18 protein-coding genes and 1 riboswitch are annotated in these 19309 nt (G+C 43.8%); of the genes, 9 read left to right on the forward strand and 9 right to left on the reverse strand.

Features of this window, described 5'->3' with window-relative positions; translation table 11 throughout:
• Window positions 1-150: 150 nt before the first annotated feature.
• A complete protein-coding gene (locus I8752_RS02730) occupies window positions 151-360 on the reverse strand; it encodes a hypothetical protein (protein WP_214430800.1) in 210 nt (69 codons plus the stop codon).
• 183 nt (window positions 361-543) lie between these two features.
• Here I8752_RS02730 and I8752_RS02735 point away from each other — a divergent pair, with 183 nt between their 5' ends.
• Complete coding sequence (locus I8752_RS02735; RefSeq protein WP_214430801.1) at window positions 544-1572, forward strand: serine/threonine protein kinase; 1029 nt, start codon at window positions 544-546, stop codon at window positions 1570-1572.
• Window positions 1573-1633: 61 nt separating this feature from the next.
• On the forward strand, window positions 1634-2974 hold the full coding sequence (locus I8752_RS02740) for a serine/threonine protein kinase (protein WP_214430802.1): 1341 nt from the start codon (window positions 1634-1636) through the stop codon (window positions 2972-2974).
• 161 nt (window positions 2975-3135) lie between these two features.
• Here I8752_RS02740 and I8752_RS02745 read toward each other — a convergent pair whose 3' ends face one another.
• The 4 genes from I8752_RS02745 to trpS form a co-directional block, all read right to left on the reverse strand.
• Entirely contained in the window at window positions 3136-3531 is a 396-nt protein-coding gene (locus I8752_RS02745) for a helix-turn-helix domain-containing protein (protein WP_214430803.1), read from the reverse strand.
• Between the two features lie 218 nt (window positions 3532-3749).
• Window positions 3750-4517 (reverse strand): Uma2 family endonuclease, encoded by a 768-nt coding sequence (locus tag I8752_RS02750; protein ID WP_214430804.1) that lies wholly within the window; start codon window positions 4515-4517, stop codon window positions 3750-3752.
• Between the two features lie 135 nt (window positions 4518-4652).
• Window positions 4653-5585 carry a methylenetetrahydrofolate reductase gene (locus tag I8752_RS02755; protein ID WP_214430805.1) on the reverse strand — a complete coding sequence of 311 codons (933 nt, stop codon included), beginning with the start codon at window positions 5583-5585 and terminating at the stop codon, window positions 4653-4655.
• A gap of 179 nt (window positions 5586-5764) precedes the next feature.
• Window positions 5765-6775, reverse strand: coding sequence for a tryptophan--tRNA ligase (gene trpS, locus I8752_RS02760; protein ID WP_214430806.1), 1011 nt, complete (start codon window positions 6773-6775; stop codon window positions 5765-5767).
• Between the two features lie 358 nt (window positions 6776-7133).
• A riboswitch (cobalamin riboswitch) is annotated at window positions 7134-7275 on the forward strand.
• Between trpS and cobG the strand changes: the two genes are divergently transcribed.
• From cobG to cobJ, 6 genes are all read left to right on the forward strand, one after another.
• Window positions 7250-8881, forward strand: coding sequence for a precorrin-3B synthase (gene cobG / locus I8752_RS02765; RefSeq protein ID WP_214430807.1), 1632 nt, complete (start codon window positions 7250-7252; stop codon window positions 8879-8881). It overlaps the preceding riboswitch by 26 nt.
• Window positions 8882-8885: 4 nt before the next feature.
• Window positions 8886-9512 (forward strand): precorrin-8X methylmutase, encoded by a 627-nt coding sequence (locus I8752_RS02770; protein WP_214430808.1) that lies wholly within the window; start codon window positions 8886-8888, stop codon window positions 9510-9512.
• The gene (locus I8752_RS02775) at window positions 9509-10216 is read left to right on the forward strand and encodes a precorrin-2 C(20)-methyltransferase (RefSeq protein WP_214430809.1); all 708 of its coding nucleotides are present in this window, start codon (window positions 9509-9511) and stop codon (window positions 10214-10216) included. Before I8752_RS02770 ends, I8752_RS02775 begins: the two co-directional genes overlap by 4 nt.
• Before the next feature lie 175 nt (window positions 10217-10391).
• Complete coding sequence (locus tag I8752_RS02780) at window positions 10392-10979, forward strand: Panacea domain-containing protein (protein WP_214430810.1); 588 nt, start codon at window positions 10392-10394, stop codon at window positions 10977-10979.
• The gene (locus I8752_RS02785) at window positions 10951-11328 is read left to right on the forward strand and encodes a hypothetical protein (RefSeq protein WP_214430811.1); all 378 of its coding nucleotides are present in this window, start codon (window positions 10951-10953) and stop codon (window positions 11326-11328) included. The genes I8752_RS02780 and I8752_RS02785 overlap by 29 nt, the downstream gene beginning before the upstream one ends.
• A gap of 207 nt (window positions 11329-11535) precedes the next feature.
• Window positions 11536-13338 carry a precorrin-3B C(17)-methyltransferase gene (gene cobJ / locus I8752_RS02790; protein ID WP_214430812.1) on the forward strand — a complete coding sequence of 601 codons (1803 nt, stop codon included), beginning with the start codon at window positions 11536-11538 and terminating at the stop codon, window positions 13336-13338.
• A 490-nt stretch (window positions 13339-13828) separates the two neighbouring features.
• Here the strand turns inward: cobJ and I8752_RS02795 are convergent, their stop codons facing one another.
• Window positions 13829-16354 (reverse strand): tetratricopeptide repeat protein, encoded by a 2526-nt coding sequence (locus I8752_RS02795; protein ID WP_214430813.1) that lies wholly within the window; start codon window positions 16352-16354, stop codon window positions 13829-13831.
• Between the two features lie 134 nt (window positions 16355-16488).
• Between I8752_RS02795 and I8752_RS02800 the strand changes: the two genes are divergently transcribed.
• On the forward strand, window positions 16489-16734 hold the full coding sequence (locus I8752_RS02800; RefSeq protein WP_214430814.1) for a hypothetical protein: 246 nt from the start codon (window positions 16489-16491) through the stop codon (window positions 16732-16734).
• Here I8752_RS02800 and I8752_RS37920 read toward each other — a convergent pair.
• The 3 genes from I8752_RS37920 to I8752_RS02810 form a co-directional block, all read right to left on the reverse strand.
• The gene (locus I8752_RS37920) at window positions 16731-16862 is read right to left on the reverse strand and encodes a hypothetical protein (RefSeq protein ID WP_263985280.1); all 132 of its coding nucleotides are present in this window, start codon (window positions 16860-16862) and stop codon (window positions 16731-16733) included. The two genes, I8752_RS02800 and I8752_RS37920, sit on opposite strands and share 4 nt — an antisense overlap.
• A 95-nt stretch (window positions 16863-16957) precedes the next feature.
• Window positions 16958-18076: an ABC transporter permease gene (locus tag I8752_RS02805; RefSeq protein WP_214430815.1), complete on the reverse strand. Its 1119-nt coding sequence runs from the start codon at window positions 18074-18076 to the stop codon at window positions 16958-16960.
• Window positions 18077-18217: 141 nt separating this feature from the next.
• On the reverse strand, window positions 18218-19093 hold the full coding sequence (locus tag I8752_RS02810) for an Npun_R2479 family HD domain-containing metalloprotein (protein ID WP_214430816.1): 876 nt from the start codon (window positions 19091-19093) through the stop codon (window positions 18218-18220).
• Window positions 19094-19309: the final 216 nt, after the last annotated feature.

Consider the following 19309-nt stretch of genomic DNA (forward strand, 5'->3'; position numbering starts at 1 on the left):
GAGGCTGGGGAAGCTGGGGGAGAAGAACCAGATAATAATGTTACAGACAAAAATTGGATAGTTTATTTCTTGGAGTTCCCATAAAAGAATAATATTCATGCTTTTGTCTTTAACTTATTTCTGAATTAATAAAGTTAAATTTAGTAAGCATTAGCACATTTTGCTGGCGGAAAACACTGTGATGGGTAAGCAAACTGGGGTTTGAGAAAGCAAAACTTCCTTTCGCTTGCGGAAAACACCAAAATGAGAAGGCGATCGCTCATATTGAGAAAGTAAAACTTCCTTTTGCTTGCGGAAAACACCAAAATGAGAAAGCGATCGCTCATATTGAGAAAATAAAACTTCCTTTTGCTTACTCATTTCAGTAGATCGCGTACTCATTTCCAAAGATTGTGTAAACAAACCGCAGTTTGTTTACTAATTTCAGTAGATTGCGTATGCATTTGGGCTGTTAGGCGATCGCATTAATTCTGCCAAGTGAGGCTCAAGTTATTAAGGCTCTCTTGTGTGAGAATTAATCTAAGCATTTTGGGAGTTGCAAAGATGGCTTGGGTCGCTGGCGATCGCTTGCAAGGTGGCAAATACACCGTTGAGAGAGAATTGGGAAGAGGACGCTTTGGCATTACTTATTTGGTCAAAAATAAGAATGGCGATCGCTTTGTCATTAAAACCTTAAATGACGACTTGCTAAATTCCCTTAACCAATTGGAACGCGAACGGCTAAAGACAATGTTTTTGCGGGAGGCTTTTAAGCTGCAAAAGTGTAAGCATAAGTATATTGTGGAGGTCGTAGACTCCTTTGAGGAAGCAGACCATTTGTGTTTGGTAATGGAGTATGTGAATGAAGTGAGTTTAGCTGACTTCCGCCCATCAATACTTTCGGAACCAGACGCACTGCGTTACATTCAGCAAATTGGCGAAGCACTGATAGTTGTACATGAAAATGAACTGATTCATCGGGATGTGCATCCAGGAAATATCTTGTTGCGGAAGCGAGAGGGACAGCTAGAAGCGGTGTTAATCGATTTTGGTTTAGCTTTGGATTTTGACCATATCTTAACCACAAGCCGAACCAAGGAAACTTCTGATGGATTTACGCCTCCTGAACTTTACGCTAGAGGTACTATAACTCGTGCGTATAGCGATATTTATTCACTAGCAGCTACTCTGTATAAACTTTTGACAGGAAGAACACCTGTTGATGCAGTAAAGCGCAAAGTGGATGGCGAACATTTAGTGTCTCCCAAAGAATTCAACGATCGAATTAGCCCTCGCGTCAATCAAGCAATTTTAAAAGGTATGCAGCTAGATCCTAAACAGCGTCCACAATCAATGCGAGAATGGCTTGATTCTTTGGAGTTGACTGGGGAAACTAGCAAGACAGAGACACCTGTACCTCCGAAATCGGAATCAAATATTAATTGGGTTGCTGTTACCGCTATTGCAACTTTAATTGCAGCTATTGGAACCTTACTGTCAGGTATGGTTGGTTGGATTCCTATTTTCAAACCTTCTCCGTCTTCCAACCCTCCATCACTCTCTCCTAGTCCGTCATCTAGTAAAACTCCGTAGATTTAGGTACACTCTCATCAGGATGCTGGATTAAGGTATTTTTCTTTACTTAGAGGTATTCATGCCCTGGATAGCAAGACAACAATTGCAAGGTGGCAAATATGTAATTGAGCAAGTCCTGGGACAAGGGGGATTTGGGATTACCTATAAGGCTTTGCATGTTGAACTAAACCAGACAGTTGTAATTAAGACACCTAATGAATACCTCAGCCACGATCCGGAATATGAAAAGTACATAGAGAGATTTATCCAAGAAGGGCGGATACTCGCACGCTTATCACAAGACCCCCATCCTCACATTGTGGGAGTGATTGATTTGTTTCAAGAAGGTGCTACCTACTGTTTAGTGATGGACTTTGTTGAGGGAGAAAATTTGTTTGAGGCGGTAAGGCGTAGAGGGGCTTTACCAGAAGCGGAGATTGTACAATGTATCCGCCAGATTGGGGAAGCTTTGAGCGTAGTGCATCAAGCAGGGCTAGTACACCGAGATGCCCACCCTGGAAACATTATGGTGCGAAGTAATGGTAAAGCGGTTTTAATTGACTTTGGAATCGCCAAAGAAATTTTGCCTAAAACCTTAAGTTCAAAGGGAATTGCAGGTAATGATGGTTTTGCACCCTATGAGCAGATGAGTAGAGGTAGTCGGGAGCCAACTGTCGATGTCTACTGTCTTGCTGCCACACTCTATTATGCAGTGACAGGTCAACGCCCCACAACCTCTCTGGCTCGCAAACTCGATGATACTTCTCTGAAATCACCTAAACTAATTAATCCAAGCGTCAGCGCTCAATTAAATCAAGCAATTCTTACGGGCATGGCGCTGGAGGCAAACGACCGTCCGCAGTCAATGCAGGCATGGTTAGCAATGTTAGAAGCTCCAAAAGCAACGTCTCCACCACCTGTTAAGCCAGTTTATAGAAAAGAAGTTGTTCGTTCGGAAACTAAGCCAAACCCAGAAGCAGTTCTAGGTGAACCAGCTACTAAATCACCTAGAATTATTCCCTGGGGCTGGTTGGTTGGTGTATTGTTGAGTTACACATTTCTAGGCTATTTATTAGTAGCGCTTAACGCTTTGCACATAGTTTGGGCTGTGGTTGGGGCTTGGGCTTGGGTTCGTCGGGCTGTGGCTGGGGCTGGGGCTTGGGTTGTGGTTGGGGCTGTGGCTGTGGCTGGGGCTGTGGCTTGGGCTTGGGCTGTAGCTGGGGCTGTGGCTTGGGCTGTGGGTGGGACTTGGGCTGTGGCTTGGACTGTGGCTGGGGCTTTGGCTGAGGATAAATTACAAAAATCTTTTAGCAAGTTTCATACTTTTCTAATTTTAGCTAGCACTTCTAGTCTAGGCTTGGGTTTGGGATGGTTAGGACATAGAATTTTTATACTGGTTCATAACTTACTCAAGCTCTAGAAGCTAACTGGCAAAAGATTTTGTAGCTTTTGTATCGAGTAGAGAAGCGATATCTAAGGACAAGCCGCTGTGCGTCTACGCACGTTTAACTTCACACCAAAATATTAAATTTCCGCTCAATACCAAGCCCTGGTTTTAAGAGCGTTGTTATCGAAGAAAAGCTAGGTAAATAAACTGATATCTACATTAAAATAGTCCGCCAACGCTTCTGCTTGAGTTTTACTGATGGTGCCACCATTAATAATTTGCAAAGCAACTTCCAATGAACCAATTACCTCAGCTAATGCTTCGGTTGTAGTATCGCGTGCATCCATCAGATGCACTAACATCGAATTGGGCGTACCTTGGGGAATTGGGTAATGGGTTTCTTCAAACTGCTCAATTAATGTCACCAACAGTTGCAACAGCATCTCTTCTTCTGGTGTACGATTGGGACGATGTTCTAAGGTTAATGCAAGTGCGATCGCTTGTTCGTTTTCTGCTTCCGTGGTAATTATTTTTGGCTGATACTCGGCTAGCAATTTACCATAAGATTCCGGATTAAAAGTACGGGTCATTTTAAAAAACAGATGGCGCAATTGTTAAGAGTGTCTTCTTTAACTCTTGTGAAAACGATTCCAAAAACATCATGTCATTAGTGATATCTGAGGCTTTATCTTCATTCAAGTTTTCTGTTTATAATTGCTTTTGATAAGCTTCAATCCGGTATTCTAACGCCTCAACAATAAATCGAATTGCTTTAGGGGAAAAATTCACGTTCAATAATTCCCTTAACCTATGCTTCTGGTTCAACGCCGAGCGATCGCAATTGTGCAATTAGACGTTCATTTCTTTGACGCTCTTGTTCAGCTCGTTGGCGTTCTTGTTCAGCCCGTTGACTTTCCTGTTCTGCTCTTTCCTCACCAGTCAGCAACAAATTACCTTGCAAATCCCACCAGCGCAGCCAAGGTAATTCCATATTCTGATATTCTCCTTGCCATATACCTAACTCAACACCCAAAGAATGTATAGGATAATGTCCGCGCTCATTTACTATTAATAACTGATATTGTCCGCCAACTAATTCATAAACTTCCACGCTGGCTTTATTCACTTCATAAATGCCGTAAAAAGCTGGATGAATCACCTGCTCGTAAATCCAAAATTTACCCTTCCAAGGAGTTTTGTCTCGTTCCTCACTACCATCGCCAGAAACAAATTCTAAGGCAACCAAGGGGGCGATAAACTCTCGCCACAGTACATAAGACCTTCGCGTTTGCCCATCGAGCAAAGGTGGTACATTAGGAACATAAAACCAATCCGGTGCTTCTGCGCCTTTTTCTGGTGGGTCAGTCATACGCCAGTAGATACCGCTATCTTGACCAATGCAGTATTGCCCATCAGGGTGACGTTTTTGCAATATCGGTTTAATTGAGTCTGTTAGTAAAATGCTTTGCGGATGTTCCTGAAAGTTTTTCACGAATGTACCGTCTGATTCCGGTAGCTGCGTATGGTCTGGAAATGGGGTAAGTTCTTCAGTGGATGGATTGGTTGCAGAGGTCATAAAACTACCTTTGCAGAGGATAAGGGTTGTTTTTTAGTTTAGCAATGAAAAGAGAAAGAGGGGCGATGTCTGACGACAAGCCACTGCGTGTCTACGCACCTCTTTCAACACACGAATAAATGCGATCGCCTCGCTTTATTTAATTGCCACCAATTGATTAACTGGCGCAACTCCAGCTAAATTTAAAATTGGTGCAATCAAATCTTCGCGCTTCACCGCCATCATGTGAACGCCCTGACATAATTGCCGTGCGATCTTTACTTGCTCTGCTGCAATTTTCATACCTTCTTCAAGCGGGTCTTTTGCTTGTGCCAATCTATCAATAATATGCTGTGGTATATTTACACCAGGGACGCACCGATTAATAAATTGGGCATTTTTTGCTGATTTCAACAGAAAAATTCCTGCCAAAATTGGTTTTTTATAACCAGCAGCTATTTTGTCCATGAACTTTTCTAGTCTTTCAAAATCGGTAATTAATTGACTTTGAAAAAATTGCGCGCCGGCTTCGATTTTGCGTTCAAATCGACTTTGCAAACCCGACCAACTCGCGCATTGCGGATCTACTGCTGCACCAACAAATAAATCTAATGCACCATCAGTTAAAGGTTTTTCGTTGCAATCAAAACCCTGATTCATTTTCCGAATCAGTTGCAGCAGTCGTACAGCTTCTAAATCAAAGACGGCTTTGGCATCTGAGTGATCGCCTGCTTTAACTGGGTCGCCAGTCAAAGCTAAAATATTGCGAATACCCAAAGCATGAGCGCCCATCAAGTCAGCTTGTAAACCAATGCGATTGCGATCGCGGCAAGCAATTTGACAAACTGGCTCAATACCGTTTTGCAATAAAATAGCAGATGCTACCAAAGAAGACATCCGTAACACAGCTCGGCTACCATCGGTAATATTGACGGCATGAACCCTCCCCTTAAGGGTCGCCGCCATTTGGAGCATGTGTTGTGGATTACCGCCTTTTGGTGGTGCAACCTCGGCGGTAACTAAAAATTCACCCGCTTGCGCGGCTCTGGGAAAGGAATTCAAAATAGTGTGGCTATGGTTATTATCCATAACATTAATATGTTGCTTCTCTTACAGGGTATAACGAACCACACCTGAAAGAGAAACTAGGGGATTGGGGACTGGGGAAGTAGGAAACTGTTTTCTTCCCCATCTCCCTCATCCCTCTTTCTTTGCATCCCCGCGTCCCCGCGTCCTCTTTTCCCCTTAAGCTTGTGAAAAATGTGGGTTTACAGAGGTGTAGAGTAGCCTAAAGCTGCTTTCACTTGTGCTAGGGTTTGATTGGCGATCGCTTCTGCTTTTTCCCTGCCATCACGCAATACAGACTCTAAATAGCTTTTATCTTCTGTGATTGCCTGATATTTTTCTTGGATTGGTTTTAAAGCTGCGATCGTCGTTTCTGTGAATAATGGCTTGAATTGTCCCCAACCCATATCCTGACACTCCGCCGCTACCTCTTCTTTGGTCTTTCCAGACAGCAGGGTATACAGTGTTAATAAGTTGTTACACTCTGGGCGCTCTGGATCGTCGAAAGTTAAACCTCGAATTGGGTCGGTTTTACAGCGTTTTATCTTGTATTGAATTTGATCTGGTGGATCGAGCAAATTAATTCGGCTTAAGTCGGAAGGATCGGACTTGGACATTTTGCGCTTACCATCCGCCAAACTCATCACCCTTGCTCCTTCCTTACGAATCAAAGGATCTGGTAATTTCAGCACTGGTCGATCTGGTTGAGCAAATAAATGATTAAACCGCGCAGCAATATCCCGTGTCAATTCCAAGTGTTGTTTTTGGTCTTCACCGACTGGTACTTTATCTGCTTGGTAAAGCAAAATATCAGATGCCATCAGTACAGGGTAATCTAACAAACCAGCACTCACATTTTCTCCCTGTTTGACAGCCTTTTCTTTAAACTGGATCATGTCTTGCAACCAGTTTAAAGGTGTGATGCAGTTGAGCAACCAAGTGAGTTCGCTGTGGGCAGATACGTGCGATTGCACAAAAATAGTAGAGTAATTTAAATCCAGACCACAAGCTAAATAGAGCGCAACGAGGGTGTAGGTATCAGATGCCAACTGTTTTGGCTCGTGTGGTACTGTAATTGCATGTAAATCAGCTACGAAAAGGTAATTTTCATATTCACTCTGACCTTCTACCCAGTTGCGAATCGCTCCCAAATAGTTACCTAGATGATAATTGCCCGTTGGTTGAACTCCAGAAAGAACGCGCTGCTTGCCCATAAATTTCAACTTAGTTATCTCAAATCCGCACTATGTAAAGTGGCGGTTACAAAACTCATTTAATTTTGACATCTTCCTGGTCAAGTTGCTGTTTGTCAGTTGTCGTAGAGACGCGATTAATCGCGTCTGTACAAGAGTCAGTTGTCAGAAGGAGGAGAACAAAAAGACGCGCTAACTCTAACACTCTTCAGCAGAGTTCAAAGACTCGTCCGCGAGTATCAAAGACTCTTTAAAGGAGTTCAAAGACTGATTCACGAGTATCAAAGGCTCGTTCGCGAATATTAAAGACTCTTTAGAACAAGGAAAGTTAGAAGTTTCCTAATTCCCCAGTCCCTAATCCCCAATTCCTAATCTATGCTACATTACTAAAGCTTGGAGTCGGGAAACTCCGGTGCAATTCCGGGACTGTGCCGCAGCTGTAAGGAAAAGGCAAAAGGTAAAAATTTAGATTCACTTTTGACTTACCGAGTCAGAATGCCAACTCCAACCGTGTCTTTCAGACACATTCACTATCTACTCTCTGCGTTGCACAGAGAAGGAGTTTCAAATTTGTTGTCCGGTAACGCCTGTCCTGGCTTATTTTACGTCACACCCGCTCAAGATGGTATACTGTCTCGCATCAGAATACCAGGCGGGATGCTTAATAGTATGCAGTGCCGTGCGATCGCAGATATAGCCGAACAGTGCGGTGGTGGCTACGTCGATGTGACTAATCGAGCCAATTTACAAGTTCGTGAAATTCGCTCCCAGATAAATCCTGTCTTCCTAAAGCACCTGCAAAATTTGGGCTTGGGTTCTCATAATTCAGGTGTAGACCACATCCGTAATATTATGACCAGCCCCACTGCTGGCATAGATCCTCAAGAATTAATTGACACGCGTCCCTTTGTTCGAGGTTGGGATAATTACATAGCTACACACCCTAACTTGGGAGGACTGTCTGCAAAATTTAGCGTTTGCTTTGATGGTGGTGGGTTAGTTTCAGTACGCGATCGCCTCAATGATATCGCGTTTGCTGCTGTTTTAATTAAAGGTAAAGTTTACTTCCGCCTCTGCCTCAGCGTTGGTGCGAAAGGCGAACCACCCAGCGATATGGGAATTTTATTAACATCTGAGGAATGTTTACCAGTTTTAGCTGCTTTAGCTAATATTTATCTAAATCATATTGATACTAGTAGTAAACGCAAGCCGCGTTTGAGAGAGTTATTAAATAGTTTGGGTTGCGAAAGTTTTCTTCAGGAAGTGGAAGCAAGTCTGCCTTTTTCCCTTTTTTGCAGTGAAACAAGAGAAAACTTAATCCCCCAACTCTCTTTTCTACGAGAGAAGGAAGAGGAATTTTCTGTTTTTACAAAAGAAGCTTTTGGGGTGAAGTCAAATACTCAGTATCAACACATCGGCATTCATCCGCAACGTCAGCTAGGTTTATTTTATATTGGTGTAGTTTTGCCGCTTGGTCGCTTGGAGAGTCAGCAATTGCGAGGTTTGGCTGATTTGGCAGAAAGCTATGGCAGCAGCATTAGGTTAACTCCTTGGCAGAATTTACTCTTAACCGATATTCCCCAGCAATGTATTAGCGATGTCGAGAAAAAAATTGCAGTCTTAGGATTAGATTCTTCAACCAGCAACATCAAGAGTGCGTTAGTTAGCTGTTCCGGTAAGCGGGGTTGCGCTGCTGCTGCTACCGACACAAAAAGCCATGCATTAGCTTTAGCAAAGTATTTGGAAACTCGCGTCAGTTTAGACTGTCCGGTTAATATCCACTTCAGCGGCTGCGACAAATCCTGCGCCCAGCATAGTAAAAGTGACATTACTTTACTAGGTATCAGTCTGGAAACGGAAAATGGAACTGTGGAAGGCTATCAAGTTTATGTTGGTGACGATGACAGTAATCATAAATTTGGTCGCCAACTCTATAAATATGTCAGCTTTCTCGAACTGCCTGCACTGTTAGAGCAAATGCTAAACGTGTATAAAAAACAACGATTAAATTCTCACGAATCTTTTGGAGAATTTACCAATCGATATGCGTTGGCGCAGCCCGCCGCAGGCATCGCTCAACTCAAACAGTTATTCTCACTATCATATTCCCCACTTGTCGCTTCCTAAACCAATGTCCGATTACATCAAAGATGCTAATGAAATTTATCGGAATTCCTTTGCTATCATCCGGTCGGAAGCAAACTTAGATGTTCTGCCATGGGATGTAGCGAAAGTTGCTGTAAGACTGATACATGCCTGTGGAATGACGGATATTGTTACTGACTTAGGATATTCACCGACAGCAGTGCGATCTGGACGGGCAGCACTGGCAGCAGGAGCGCCGATTCTGTGTGATTGCCGGATGGTTGCTGAAGGTGTTACCAGAAAGCGCTTGCCAGCTAACAACCAAGTTATCTGCACCCTCAACGATTCGCAAGTACCAGAAATGGCTAAACGTCTTGATACTACAAGGTCTGCGGCTGCCTTGGAATTGTGGCGAATACACCTTGAAGGAGCAGTAGTAGCAATTGGTAATGCACCCACCGCATTATTCCGGTTGCTGGAAATGCTGGATGAAGGATGTCCGAAACCTGCGGTAATATTGGGCTTTCCGGTAGGATTCGTCGGTGCAGCCGAGTCAAAAGCAGCACTGGCAGCAGACAGCCGAAATGTCCCATTTTTAACATTACATGGTCGGCGTGGTGGAAGTGCGATCGCTGCTGCCGCAGTTAACGCCTTGGCAACGGAGGAAGAATGAACGCGAACAAAGGTCGTCTCTATGGAGTTGGTGTCGGGCCGGGCGATCCGGAATTGTTGACCCTGAAAGCACTGCGGCTATTGCGTGCTGCACCTGTGGTAGCCTATCAATCAGCCACAGATAAAGAGAGTATAGCGCGGGCGATCGTGTCGCAGTATTTGAGCGGCAATCAAATCGAAGTGCAGTTTCATTTACCCCGCGCCTTAGAGCCAGAAAAGGCACAAGCAATTTACGACAAAGAAGTTGAACCAATTGCCGAACATCTTGCCGCCGGACGAGATGTAGTAGTTTTGTGTGAGGGCGACCCGTTTTTCTACGGGTCATTCATGTATGTTTTCACACGGCTATCCGAACAGTACGAAACAGAAGTTGTCCCTGGAGTTTCCTCGCTGATGGCTTGTCCGGTAGCTTTGGGCGTACCCTTCACTTACTACAACGATATTCTTACCGTCTTACCTGCCCCAATGCCAGCAGAAGAATTGACTACACAACTGCTGACAACCGATGCAGCTGCAATTATGAAGTTGGGTCGTCATTTTACAAAAGTGCGGGATATCTTGCATCAATTAGGATTGGCATCGCGGGCATTGTATATTGAACGGGCAACCATGTCACAGCAGAGAATTGTACCGCTTGATGAGGTTAATCCGGCTGAAGTGCCCTATTTCGCAATGATTGTGATACCGAGCAAAAATCGGCTGTAAAATCTTTGTACAAATTTACAGGTTTGATGAAAGCAGTTGCTGATGAACTCAATTTTCAAAGTGTAAATAGTAATTATGTACTATATATTTATAGTTCTTGACTATAATACTATTTGTGTATGCAAATTTAAAATTTGCTAGCATGGTGAGTTTAATTGATTTGCGGGTCTGAGCTATGATCGACTGTCTCAATGTGGCTCGCTACTTCATAGTGAGAGCTTACGAGGATGGAATAGAAGCTGAAATGACTAACATGAAGGTGCAAAAGCTTCTTTACTATTCACAAAGCTTGCATTTAGCATTATATGATGAGCCATTGTTTGATGAAGTAATCCAAGCATGGCGATATGGCCCTGTGTGTCCTCCTGCTTACAGGTTTTACAGTGAATTTGAAGCTAAACAGTTACCCATACCCGGTGAGGAATTCTTGTTACAGATTCCGGATGAGAAGAAAAAGCTTTTAGAAGAAATTTGGAGATATTTTGGTGGCTACCATGCTTATCGACTCAGTGATATGACTCATGTTGAGTTTCCTTGGAAGAAAGCGCGCAAGGGTTTGTCGAGTCACGCAAGTTCAACTGAAACAATTCTACTTGAGGATATGAAAGCATTGGGTTATCAGAAGCTTGATGTGATAGAGCGCGATCATCCCGCGTATGAATCCGTCATGTCCAAAATAATAGAAGATGCTTATAATACAGAATCTTCAAATCGCATTGGCAAAGGAGAGGTGCGTGACTGGCTCAACTCCCTTCTCGATTGAAGAATCTGATAATTTCAAGCGTTCTTTCAAAAAACTTGCAAAGTTTCATGGATCTAGTTTTGTTGAGCTTGTTGCGCAAGTTCTGGAAGATTTGATTGAAGACCAGTATCCTAATAACTCTCGTAGCGAACCTTTACCTGGAAAGATTCAGTTACCTGAAGAATGGACTTTTCACAAGTTAGAACTTAGAGTATCCAAAGGAGCTTCGGGACAAATCAGGTTGATGTATTTAGTTAATGCAACTACTTGCACAATCAGATTAGTTTGGATTTACAGTCACGAGCAGTTTACAAAACGCCCTGCTGATGCCGATCTGAACAGTCTTATTAAAGAAATCTTAGACTACTAGTGCGCGGTCAACACTTCGTTGCAGCGGGTGGTTGATTTTAATGTCAGCGGTGCGTTATTTATAGCAATTGAACCAAAGGTTAGGACAGTATCAATTGCTAGAAACTAGGCAGGGTTTATACTCAGCACTCAGCACTTTGCTATATCTGTGGTTTTATTAAAAAGCTAAAAACTGTTGCAAGATATCTATTAAAGTTCAAGAACTCTTATGATGACGAAGATTGCACCCGCCGTTGTGGTATTGGGCCAAAATAGTGTGGCAGTAGCACGCAAAATGATGAACATTCTACCAGGAGCTACATTATACGGTCTAGCGGGTCGCACGTCTGAAGTCGATATCAGCTATACGAATTTTGGCGAGACACTGCGGGAATTATTTGCTGAGGGAACACCATTAATTGGTATTTGTGCTACTGGAATTCTCATTAGAACGCTAGCTCCCATGCTCTCAGATAAACGCCAAGAACCGCCAGTGTTAGCTGTAGCCGAGGATGGTAGCGCTGTTGTTCCGCTTTTGGGCGGACTCAATGGCGTGAATGATTTGGCGCGTCGCATTGCCGAAGTACTCAATATTAAAGCTGCAATCACAACTACGGGGGATATCCGTTTTCGCACAGCGCTGTTGTCTCCTCCCCTTGGATATCATTTAGCTAATCCAGACGATGCGAAGACGTTTATCTCAGATTTATTAGCTGGAGCGCAAGTGAAGTTAGAAGGAACAGCACCCTGGCTGAGTAATAGCCAATTGCCGATTGACTCCAATGGAGATTTGACCATCCAAATTACAGAACGCTTGGTGACTCCTGCACCCAACCGCCTAGTCTATCATCCGGCAACTGTAGCGATCGCCATCACTAACACTGTTGATGTAACTTCAGTACAGCAGCTACTTGCTGATGCCGAACTTGCACCTGCATCAGTCGCCGGCATATTTGCACCCCTCAGTGCTGCTGCCAATCCAGCAATTAACGCTGTTGCTAGCGCCTTGGACGTACCTATCCGCTTCTTTACCTCAAATCAGTTAGAAAGCTTATTATCACAAGGTTATAGCCCCGCCCAAGCAGTTGCGATCGCCGCTATGCAAGAGGACGCGGGGACGCGGGGACGCGGGGACGCGGTGAATTTGTCGCAAATACTCTCTGCGTCCCCACGTCTCCCCCTCTCCGTGTCTTCTTCATCCTCCCAAATTGCGATCGCCATTGCCCCCGAACCAATCGACCCCAGCACCATAGGTCAGCCACGCGGACGTTTGGCAATTATCGGCACGGGGCCGGGTGCATCGCAGTGGATGTCTCCAGAGGTGAGGGAGATTCTGAAGTCAGCGACTGATTTAGTGGGGTATAAAACATACTTAGATTTAGTCGGTTCTCTTGCTGATGGCAAGCGCAGGCATGAATCTGACAATAGGGAAGAAATTGCACGGGCTAAAGTAGCGCTGGATTTAGCAGCCCAAGGGCGTTATGTAGCGGTAGTTTCTTCTGGCGACCCCGGTATCTATGCAATGGCGACAGCAGTTTTTGAGGTACTGGATTATCACAATAAACCGGAATGGGACAGTATTGATATTCATGTTGCACCAGGGATTTCTGCAATGCAAGCGGCGGCAGCGACGATTGGCGCTCCTTTGGGACATGACTTTTGCGCGATTTCCCTGTCTGATATTTTAAAGCCTTGGTCAATTATCGAACAACGAATTGCGGCGGCTGCTCAAGCTGATTTTGTCATTGCTTTTTACAATCCTGTTTCTAAAGAACGCACTTGGCAGCTAGCGCAAGCAAGAGATATTTTACTGCGTTACAGAACGGCTGATACTCCGGTGGTGCTGGCACGAAATCTCGGAAGACCGGGGCAAGCGGTTAAAGTAATTACTCTTAAAGAGTTAGTGCCAGATGTTGCGGATATGCGGACGGTTATTCTTGTTGGTTCGAGGCAAACTCGCACTATTCAGCGCAGCGATGGTAGTATTTCTGTGTATACTCCTCGTCGATACACGGAAGATAAAGAGATATAGGGGATTATTGAGCCTTTGAGGGTGACGGTTGCAGCTTAGATGCTGACGGTTGCACCTTTGATCCTCGAAGTTGCGGTTTTGAGAGTGACGGTTGCGGCTTTAAGGGTGAATGTTGAGCCTTTTAGGCTGACGATTGCACCTTTAATCCTCTAAGTTGCGGCTTTGAGGTTGACTGTTGCGCCTTTGATGCTGGAAGTTGCGCCTTTAAGGTTGACGGTTGAGGTTCAAAAGCTCAAACTTGGGGTTTGGAACTTGAAACGGCAAAGCGATCGCTCTATGCTTGAGTTTATTTGAGGGATGAGAGGGCGATGTCTACGACGGGCTACGCCTACGTGCTTCGCCAATTAGCATGAGAATCGAACCACAGAGACGCAGAGGACACAGAGGAAGAAATTAAGAGGGAGCGATTGCTTTTTGAAGTTATAATTTGTGGGCGATCGCTGCTACAGTTTCAACTACAGGTATGGTTTTGGGAGAAAGGGGGCGATCGCTAGCGATATGCTTCTCTCAAAAACCTGGCATAATTTCCTCGAACCTTAATTGTATCGGGATGACCTACACCTAAAGTCTGCTCACAAATTGCCAAAGCTTGCTGATACAGGGGTTCAGCTTGGCTATAGCGTCCTGTAGAAAAGTAGAGTCCTGCAAGATTGTTCAGGCTATTGGCAACATGGGGATGGTTGTTTCCCAGTAAGCGTTTTCTCAGTTCTAAAGCTTGCTGATACAGGAGTTCGGCTTGGCTGTAGCGTCTTGTAGATTCGTAGAGTATTGCGAGATTGTTCAGGCTATTGGCGACATGGGGATGGTTGTCTCCCAGTAAGCGTTTGCTCAGTTCCAAAGCTTGCTGATACAGGGGTTCGGCTTGGCTGTAGCGTTCTGTAGATTGGTAGAGTACTGCGAGACTGTTTAGGCTAGCAGCGACATCGGGATGGTTGTCTCCCAGTAAGTGTTTTCTCAGTTCTAAAGCTTGCTGATACAGGAGTTCAGCTTGGCTGTAGCGTCCTGTAGAACGGTAGAGTTCTGCGAGATTGTTCAGCCCACCGGCGACATGGGGATGGTTATCTCCCAGGAAATGTTTTGCCATTTCCAAAGCTTGCTGAAAAAGGAGTTCGGCTTGGCTGTAGTGTCCTGTAGATTGGTAGAGTAATCCGAGATTGTTCAGGCTAGTGGCGACATGGGGATGGTTATCTCCCAGTAAGTGTTTTTTCAATTCCAAAGCTTGCTGAAAAAGGGGTTCGGCTTGGCTGTAGCGTCCTCTAGATTGGTAGAGTAATCCGAGATTGTTTAAACTAGTGGCAACATCAGGATGGTTGTCTCCTAGTAAGTGTTTTGTTAATTCCAAAGCTTGCTGAAAAAGGGATTCGGCTTGGTTGTAGCGTCCTCTAGATTGGTAGAGTACTCCAAGGTTGTTCATGCTGGTGGCGACATCACGATGTTCTAAACCAAGACGATTTTTAGCTTCCTCTACACATACTTTGTACCAACGTTCTGCTTGCTGATAAAGTCCTTGACCGTAATAAAAATGGCCTAAACCTCTGAAAGGCAAAATTAAATCTTCGTTGCTGAGATATTGGGATAAGTGGGTTGCAACTTCTCCAATGTGGGGGATATGTCGAATCAGGTTGAAAATATCTTCACGTTTAGGCTGTTGAGGAATTTGCTTTGCCACCTCTAACATCTGTGCTACAAAAGCAGTTTTCACCTCATCTGCACTACTTGATTCATCCAACTTCATTTGGAAGAATAGCCGAATCAGTGGATGTAGTCGATAAATTCCTTTACTTTGCCATTGCATTAAATGCAGTTTCTGCAACTGGGCTATAGCTTTCTCGTAGAGTTCTTGTTCATCATCTTCTATCGCCTCAACAGAAAAAGGAATATCAGCTAAAGCATACAAACTCAGCCAACAGCCTAAACGTTGTGCATTCTCATCTAACTGTTCCCAACTCAATGCAAAAGCTTCAGCTACACCATATTCATAACGCATCAATGGGTTAGCCTTGGCTACTGCTTCGTGTTCCAGTCGCTTTTTCTCTAGCCGCTTCAGCAATTTTTCCAAAGACAAATCTGGCATTGTATCCAGATATCGCCCTACCAACTCTAACGCCAAAGGCAAATATCCCAAGAATTTACAAATTCTTCTCGCAACCCAAGCTTCGCTTTTGAGCCGTTCTCTGTCAACCAGCGATTTTAATAATTTCATCGCCGCCAATGGTTTGAGAACACCCAAAGGCAATTGCGGCAAAGTTCTATCAAACCCTAAGCGGGTTGTCAGCAATACTTTAAACCGGGATGATTCTGGTGGGAGATAAGGCTGAACCTGTTTTTTGTAGTCGTTGACATCATCAAACACCAGCAGCACTTCACCTTGTTGCCAATTCTGCCAGCAGTATCTCAGCCTATCTGCTAATTCCCAGTCATCTGGTGCAATGAGTTTAAATTTTAATTCGGCAAATCTGAGAATTTGAATACTAACATCTATTCCCTGTGCAGATAACCAGCAAACCCCACCTTGATAATTCTGCAAGTGCTGTTTGGCGTATTGAGTAGCGAGTTCAGTTTTCCCGACTCCACCCATACCCGCTACAGCTACAATCGCAACTTGCCGAGATGTTTGTAATTTCTTTTGTAATTTCTGGTGCAGTTCTTCTAGTTTTGCCTCACGCCCCACAAATTTTTCAAATGGAACAGCAGGGGGAATATTTTGATGAATTTCTTTAATTGTTGGTTGGGCATCTTGCCCACCATTATATTTCGCTGTCAGGCAAGCCCGTAACTTTTCTAGCTTACCCCGACTGTTAGAAGTGGCTAATTCAGGAAAACTCTTGGCGAATTTTTCATACACCTCAGCCATCCGCTTTTTGAAAGCAGCCGCACCAATATTTAATTCGCTGGCTAGTTTTGCTTCACTCTTCCCTGAGTTTTCAGTCTTCAAACGCTCTACAAAAGCTGCCGTTTGCTCTGGGGATAAGCTATTAATAGCAGCTTCATTGGCTAGAAAATCAGCCCATTCCATAGACAGCTTGTGAGATTTCTTCTCGATTCTACTTAATTTCTACTTTCGTTCTACTTTGTCTCCATTTTTAGGGAATCTCCTCTTCTTCTGGCAGAAATACGATTTGCATAGAAACATTTAGAAGAGGTTCAGCCATGAAAACTGTTTTAACAACTCCAGTCAACGCTAATCAAACCACCCAAACTTCGCAATTAATCCCCGCCTCGCCAACATCGGTAGAAAATCCATCTACCTGGATGCGAGACGGATACAGCCCTACTGAAATCATCCTCGCAGCGGCAATTTTAACTTCATTGTCAATTGGGGGAATTGCTACTGTGATTGTGGCTGTTACAGGTTTAGTCAAAACTCTAGTGCATCGCGGCAAGCCAAAAAACTAAATGATGCCAAGTTGGGATTGTGCGGAAGTTGCACCTTTGTGACGGCTAAATTTCCAAATCTGAAATTTGGCACTGAAAACAAGTATGCGTTCGTTAAAGACGTTGGCTTCAACGAACGCTCTGTTCACTGTATCTTTGGATCAGCTAATAATCATTCAAATTGCATCCCCGCGTCTCCCCCTCTCCGCATCCCCGCGTCTCCCCCTCTCCGCGTCTCCCCCTTTTATCTGCGTAAACTGCGGGGATCGAGGGCATCCCTCAACCCATCACCCAATAAGTTGAAAGCTAGTACCGTCAAAATAATCAGCACGGCTGGCGGCCAGATTAACCAAGGTTGCAATACTAAAATAGAAGCGTTGCTTGCCAAAGAAAGCATGTTACCCCAAGAGGGATCTGGTTGTTGAATTCCTAAACCAATCAGACTGAGTATTGCTTCGGAACCAATAAAGCTGGGAACTGCAAGAGTGGCAGAGATAATTACATAAGTCGCTGTTTGCGGCAAAACATGGCGGATAATTATATAAAGTGGATTACCGCCCATTGCTCGTGCCGCTTGGACAAATTCTCGCTCTTTAATTGACAGCACTTGTCCGCGAATTACCCGTGCTAAACCAGCCCAACTAATAACTGAAGTAATCAACACAATTAATAAAAAGCGCTGGCTGCTGCTTAGTCCTGCTGGTAATACTGCACCCAAGGTAACTAAAAGATAAATGCTAGGGAAGGTCATGAGAACTTCCGCGAAGCGCATAATGATGCTATCAGTCCAACCGCCGACATAGCCGGAAATACCTCCGATTAATAAACCCAGGGGAAAAGTAATTATCACCCCGATAATCCCGATAAACATGCTAATCCGGCCGCCATGTAATAGGCGACTGAATTGATCCCGTCCTTGTTCGTCAGTGCCTAAGATGTTCAATTTTGTCTCATTAGCTGCGCCAAACAAATGCCAATTTAAGGGTATACCAGGAAAAATAGTGACTTCATCCCAACTGGGTGGCAAGGGCACAATTAGCTGAAACAAGCGGTATTCTGACCCAGAGACAAACAAACGCAATGGCGATGGCTTTTTGAAGTCTACAATCACTTGGCGATCGCCTGTTTGTAAATTAGTGTCTCCCTGTGTCGTCGGATAAATGTGGGGGCCGATAAATTGCCCTGATGATTTTGAAACCCAATAAATCCGAGTTGGTGGCAGTAGCGAACCATTTGCCTGTGAGGCATAAGGGTCATAAGGAGCAACGAAATCAGCAGCAATTACCGCCACATAGAAAATTAGCAATAAAATTGCCCCAAATCTCGCCAAAGGATTTTTTTGCAGTCTTTGCCACCAATTCATAAAAGTTAGGAGTTATCAGTTAAAAGTTTTAAGTTGTAAATTATGAATATTCTATATCATTCATTTGCGCTCTCTTCATAATTCTTAACTCCTAACAGACGCGATTAATCGCGTCTCTACTCTTAATTCTTAACTTTTGATTTAAGCATGTCGTTGCTCAACTAAATATAAATGTTCTTCTTGGGTTTTTTCATGTTCTACAACAAATACATTTGAGTAAAGATTAGCAACAATTTGTTTTCCTTGCTGTGTCAAAGATAAATAACGCAATCCATCTTTAATATAGGGATGAACGCCATTCCAGTAAAATTTAGCGTAATTTTTGCGTAAATCGGCAGGTGTCTCATACCCTAAAACTTTATTCATTCCAGTTTCTTCAAACTCGTAGAATAAAGAAGTAATTTTCTTCAAATAACGCGGGTCGCTTAATTGCCCAATCAAATCAGCAGCACGTACTAGCCCAGCAAAGCTAATTGTTTCTTGATGATCCTCTGCTGCGGGTACGGGGAAGCGAGTCCATTCAATATTACTCTTAATAACCTCAGCATCTATCAACTTGTGACCGCCAAAACGTTCGTCAATGAAAAGTTTGGCTCTGTCAACATGATAGGGTGTCAGACTGGCATCAGAAGCCCCTGGATGTAGAGAAATCATTCTGCCATTTTTACCAGTAGCATAGAGACCTGCTGCTTCTTGGTCTTGTCGGCAAACTCCTTTAACGTAACCAATGTCATGACAGACCAAGGAAATAATAAAATGCAACCAGTCTTCACTAGAAACCCCACCTTCCCGGATGTGTTTGCCACGTAGCATTTCCTGTCCGACAAGGGTAACTAAGACAGAGTGTTCGACATTGTGATAAAGAGCATCACTATTGGCAATATTTTCCAATGCCATGCTACCAGCCCAAGCAATAATATCTTGGTAATCATTTTTTAAGCAACCGTATGTACGACGGTAGCCTTCTCGAATTTGCTTGACAAAAGCATCAATTAAAATTTCAGTGGCATTAAACATATTAGTTACTCAGATTGATATTAATTATTTGGGGATTTTTTCTCAGACCGTATAATCGGAATCGCCAAGTCAATCTCTCCTTTGTAGCTTAGAAATGGGTGTGGACGCTAGCTGCTTTTATATTTTGCTCACATGATAAGCGATGTTTCCCTGACTTGAAAAAGTGAAAGTTAAAGGAGTAGGGGAGGCCGTATGTTAATTAGTGTTTCATGTCTA

This window comes from Dendronalium phyllosphericum CENA369 (assembly GCF_016056275.1).
Taxonomy (GTDB): domain Bacteria; phylum Cyanobacteriota; class Cyanobacteriia; order Cyanobacteriales; family Nostocaceae; genus Dendronalium; species Dendronalium phyllosphericum.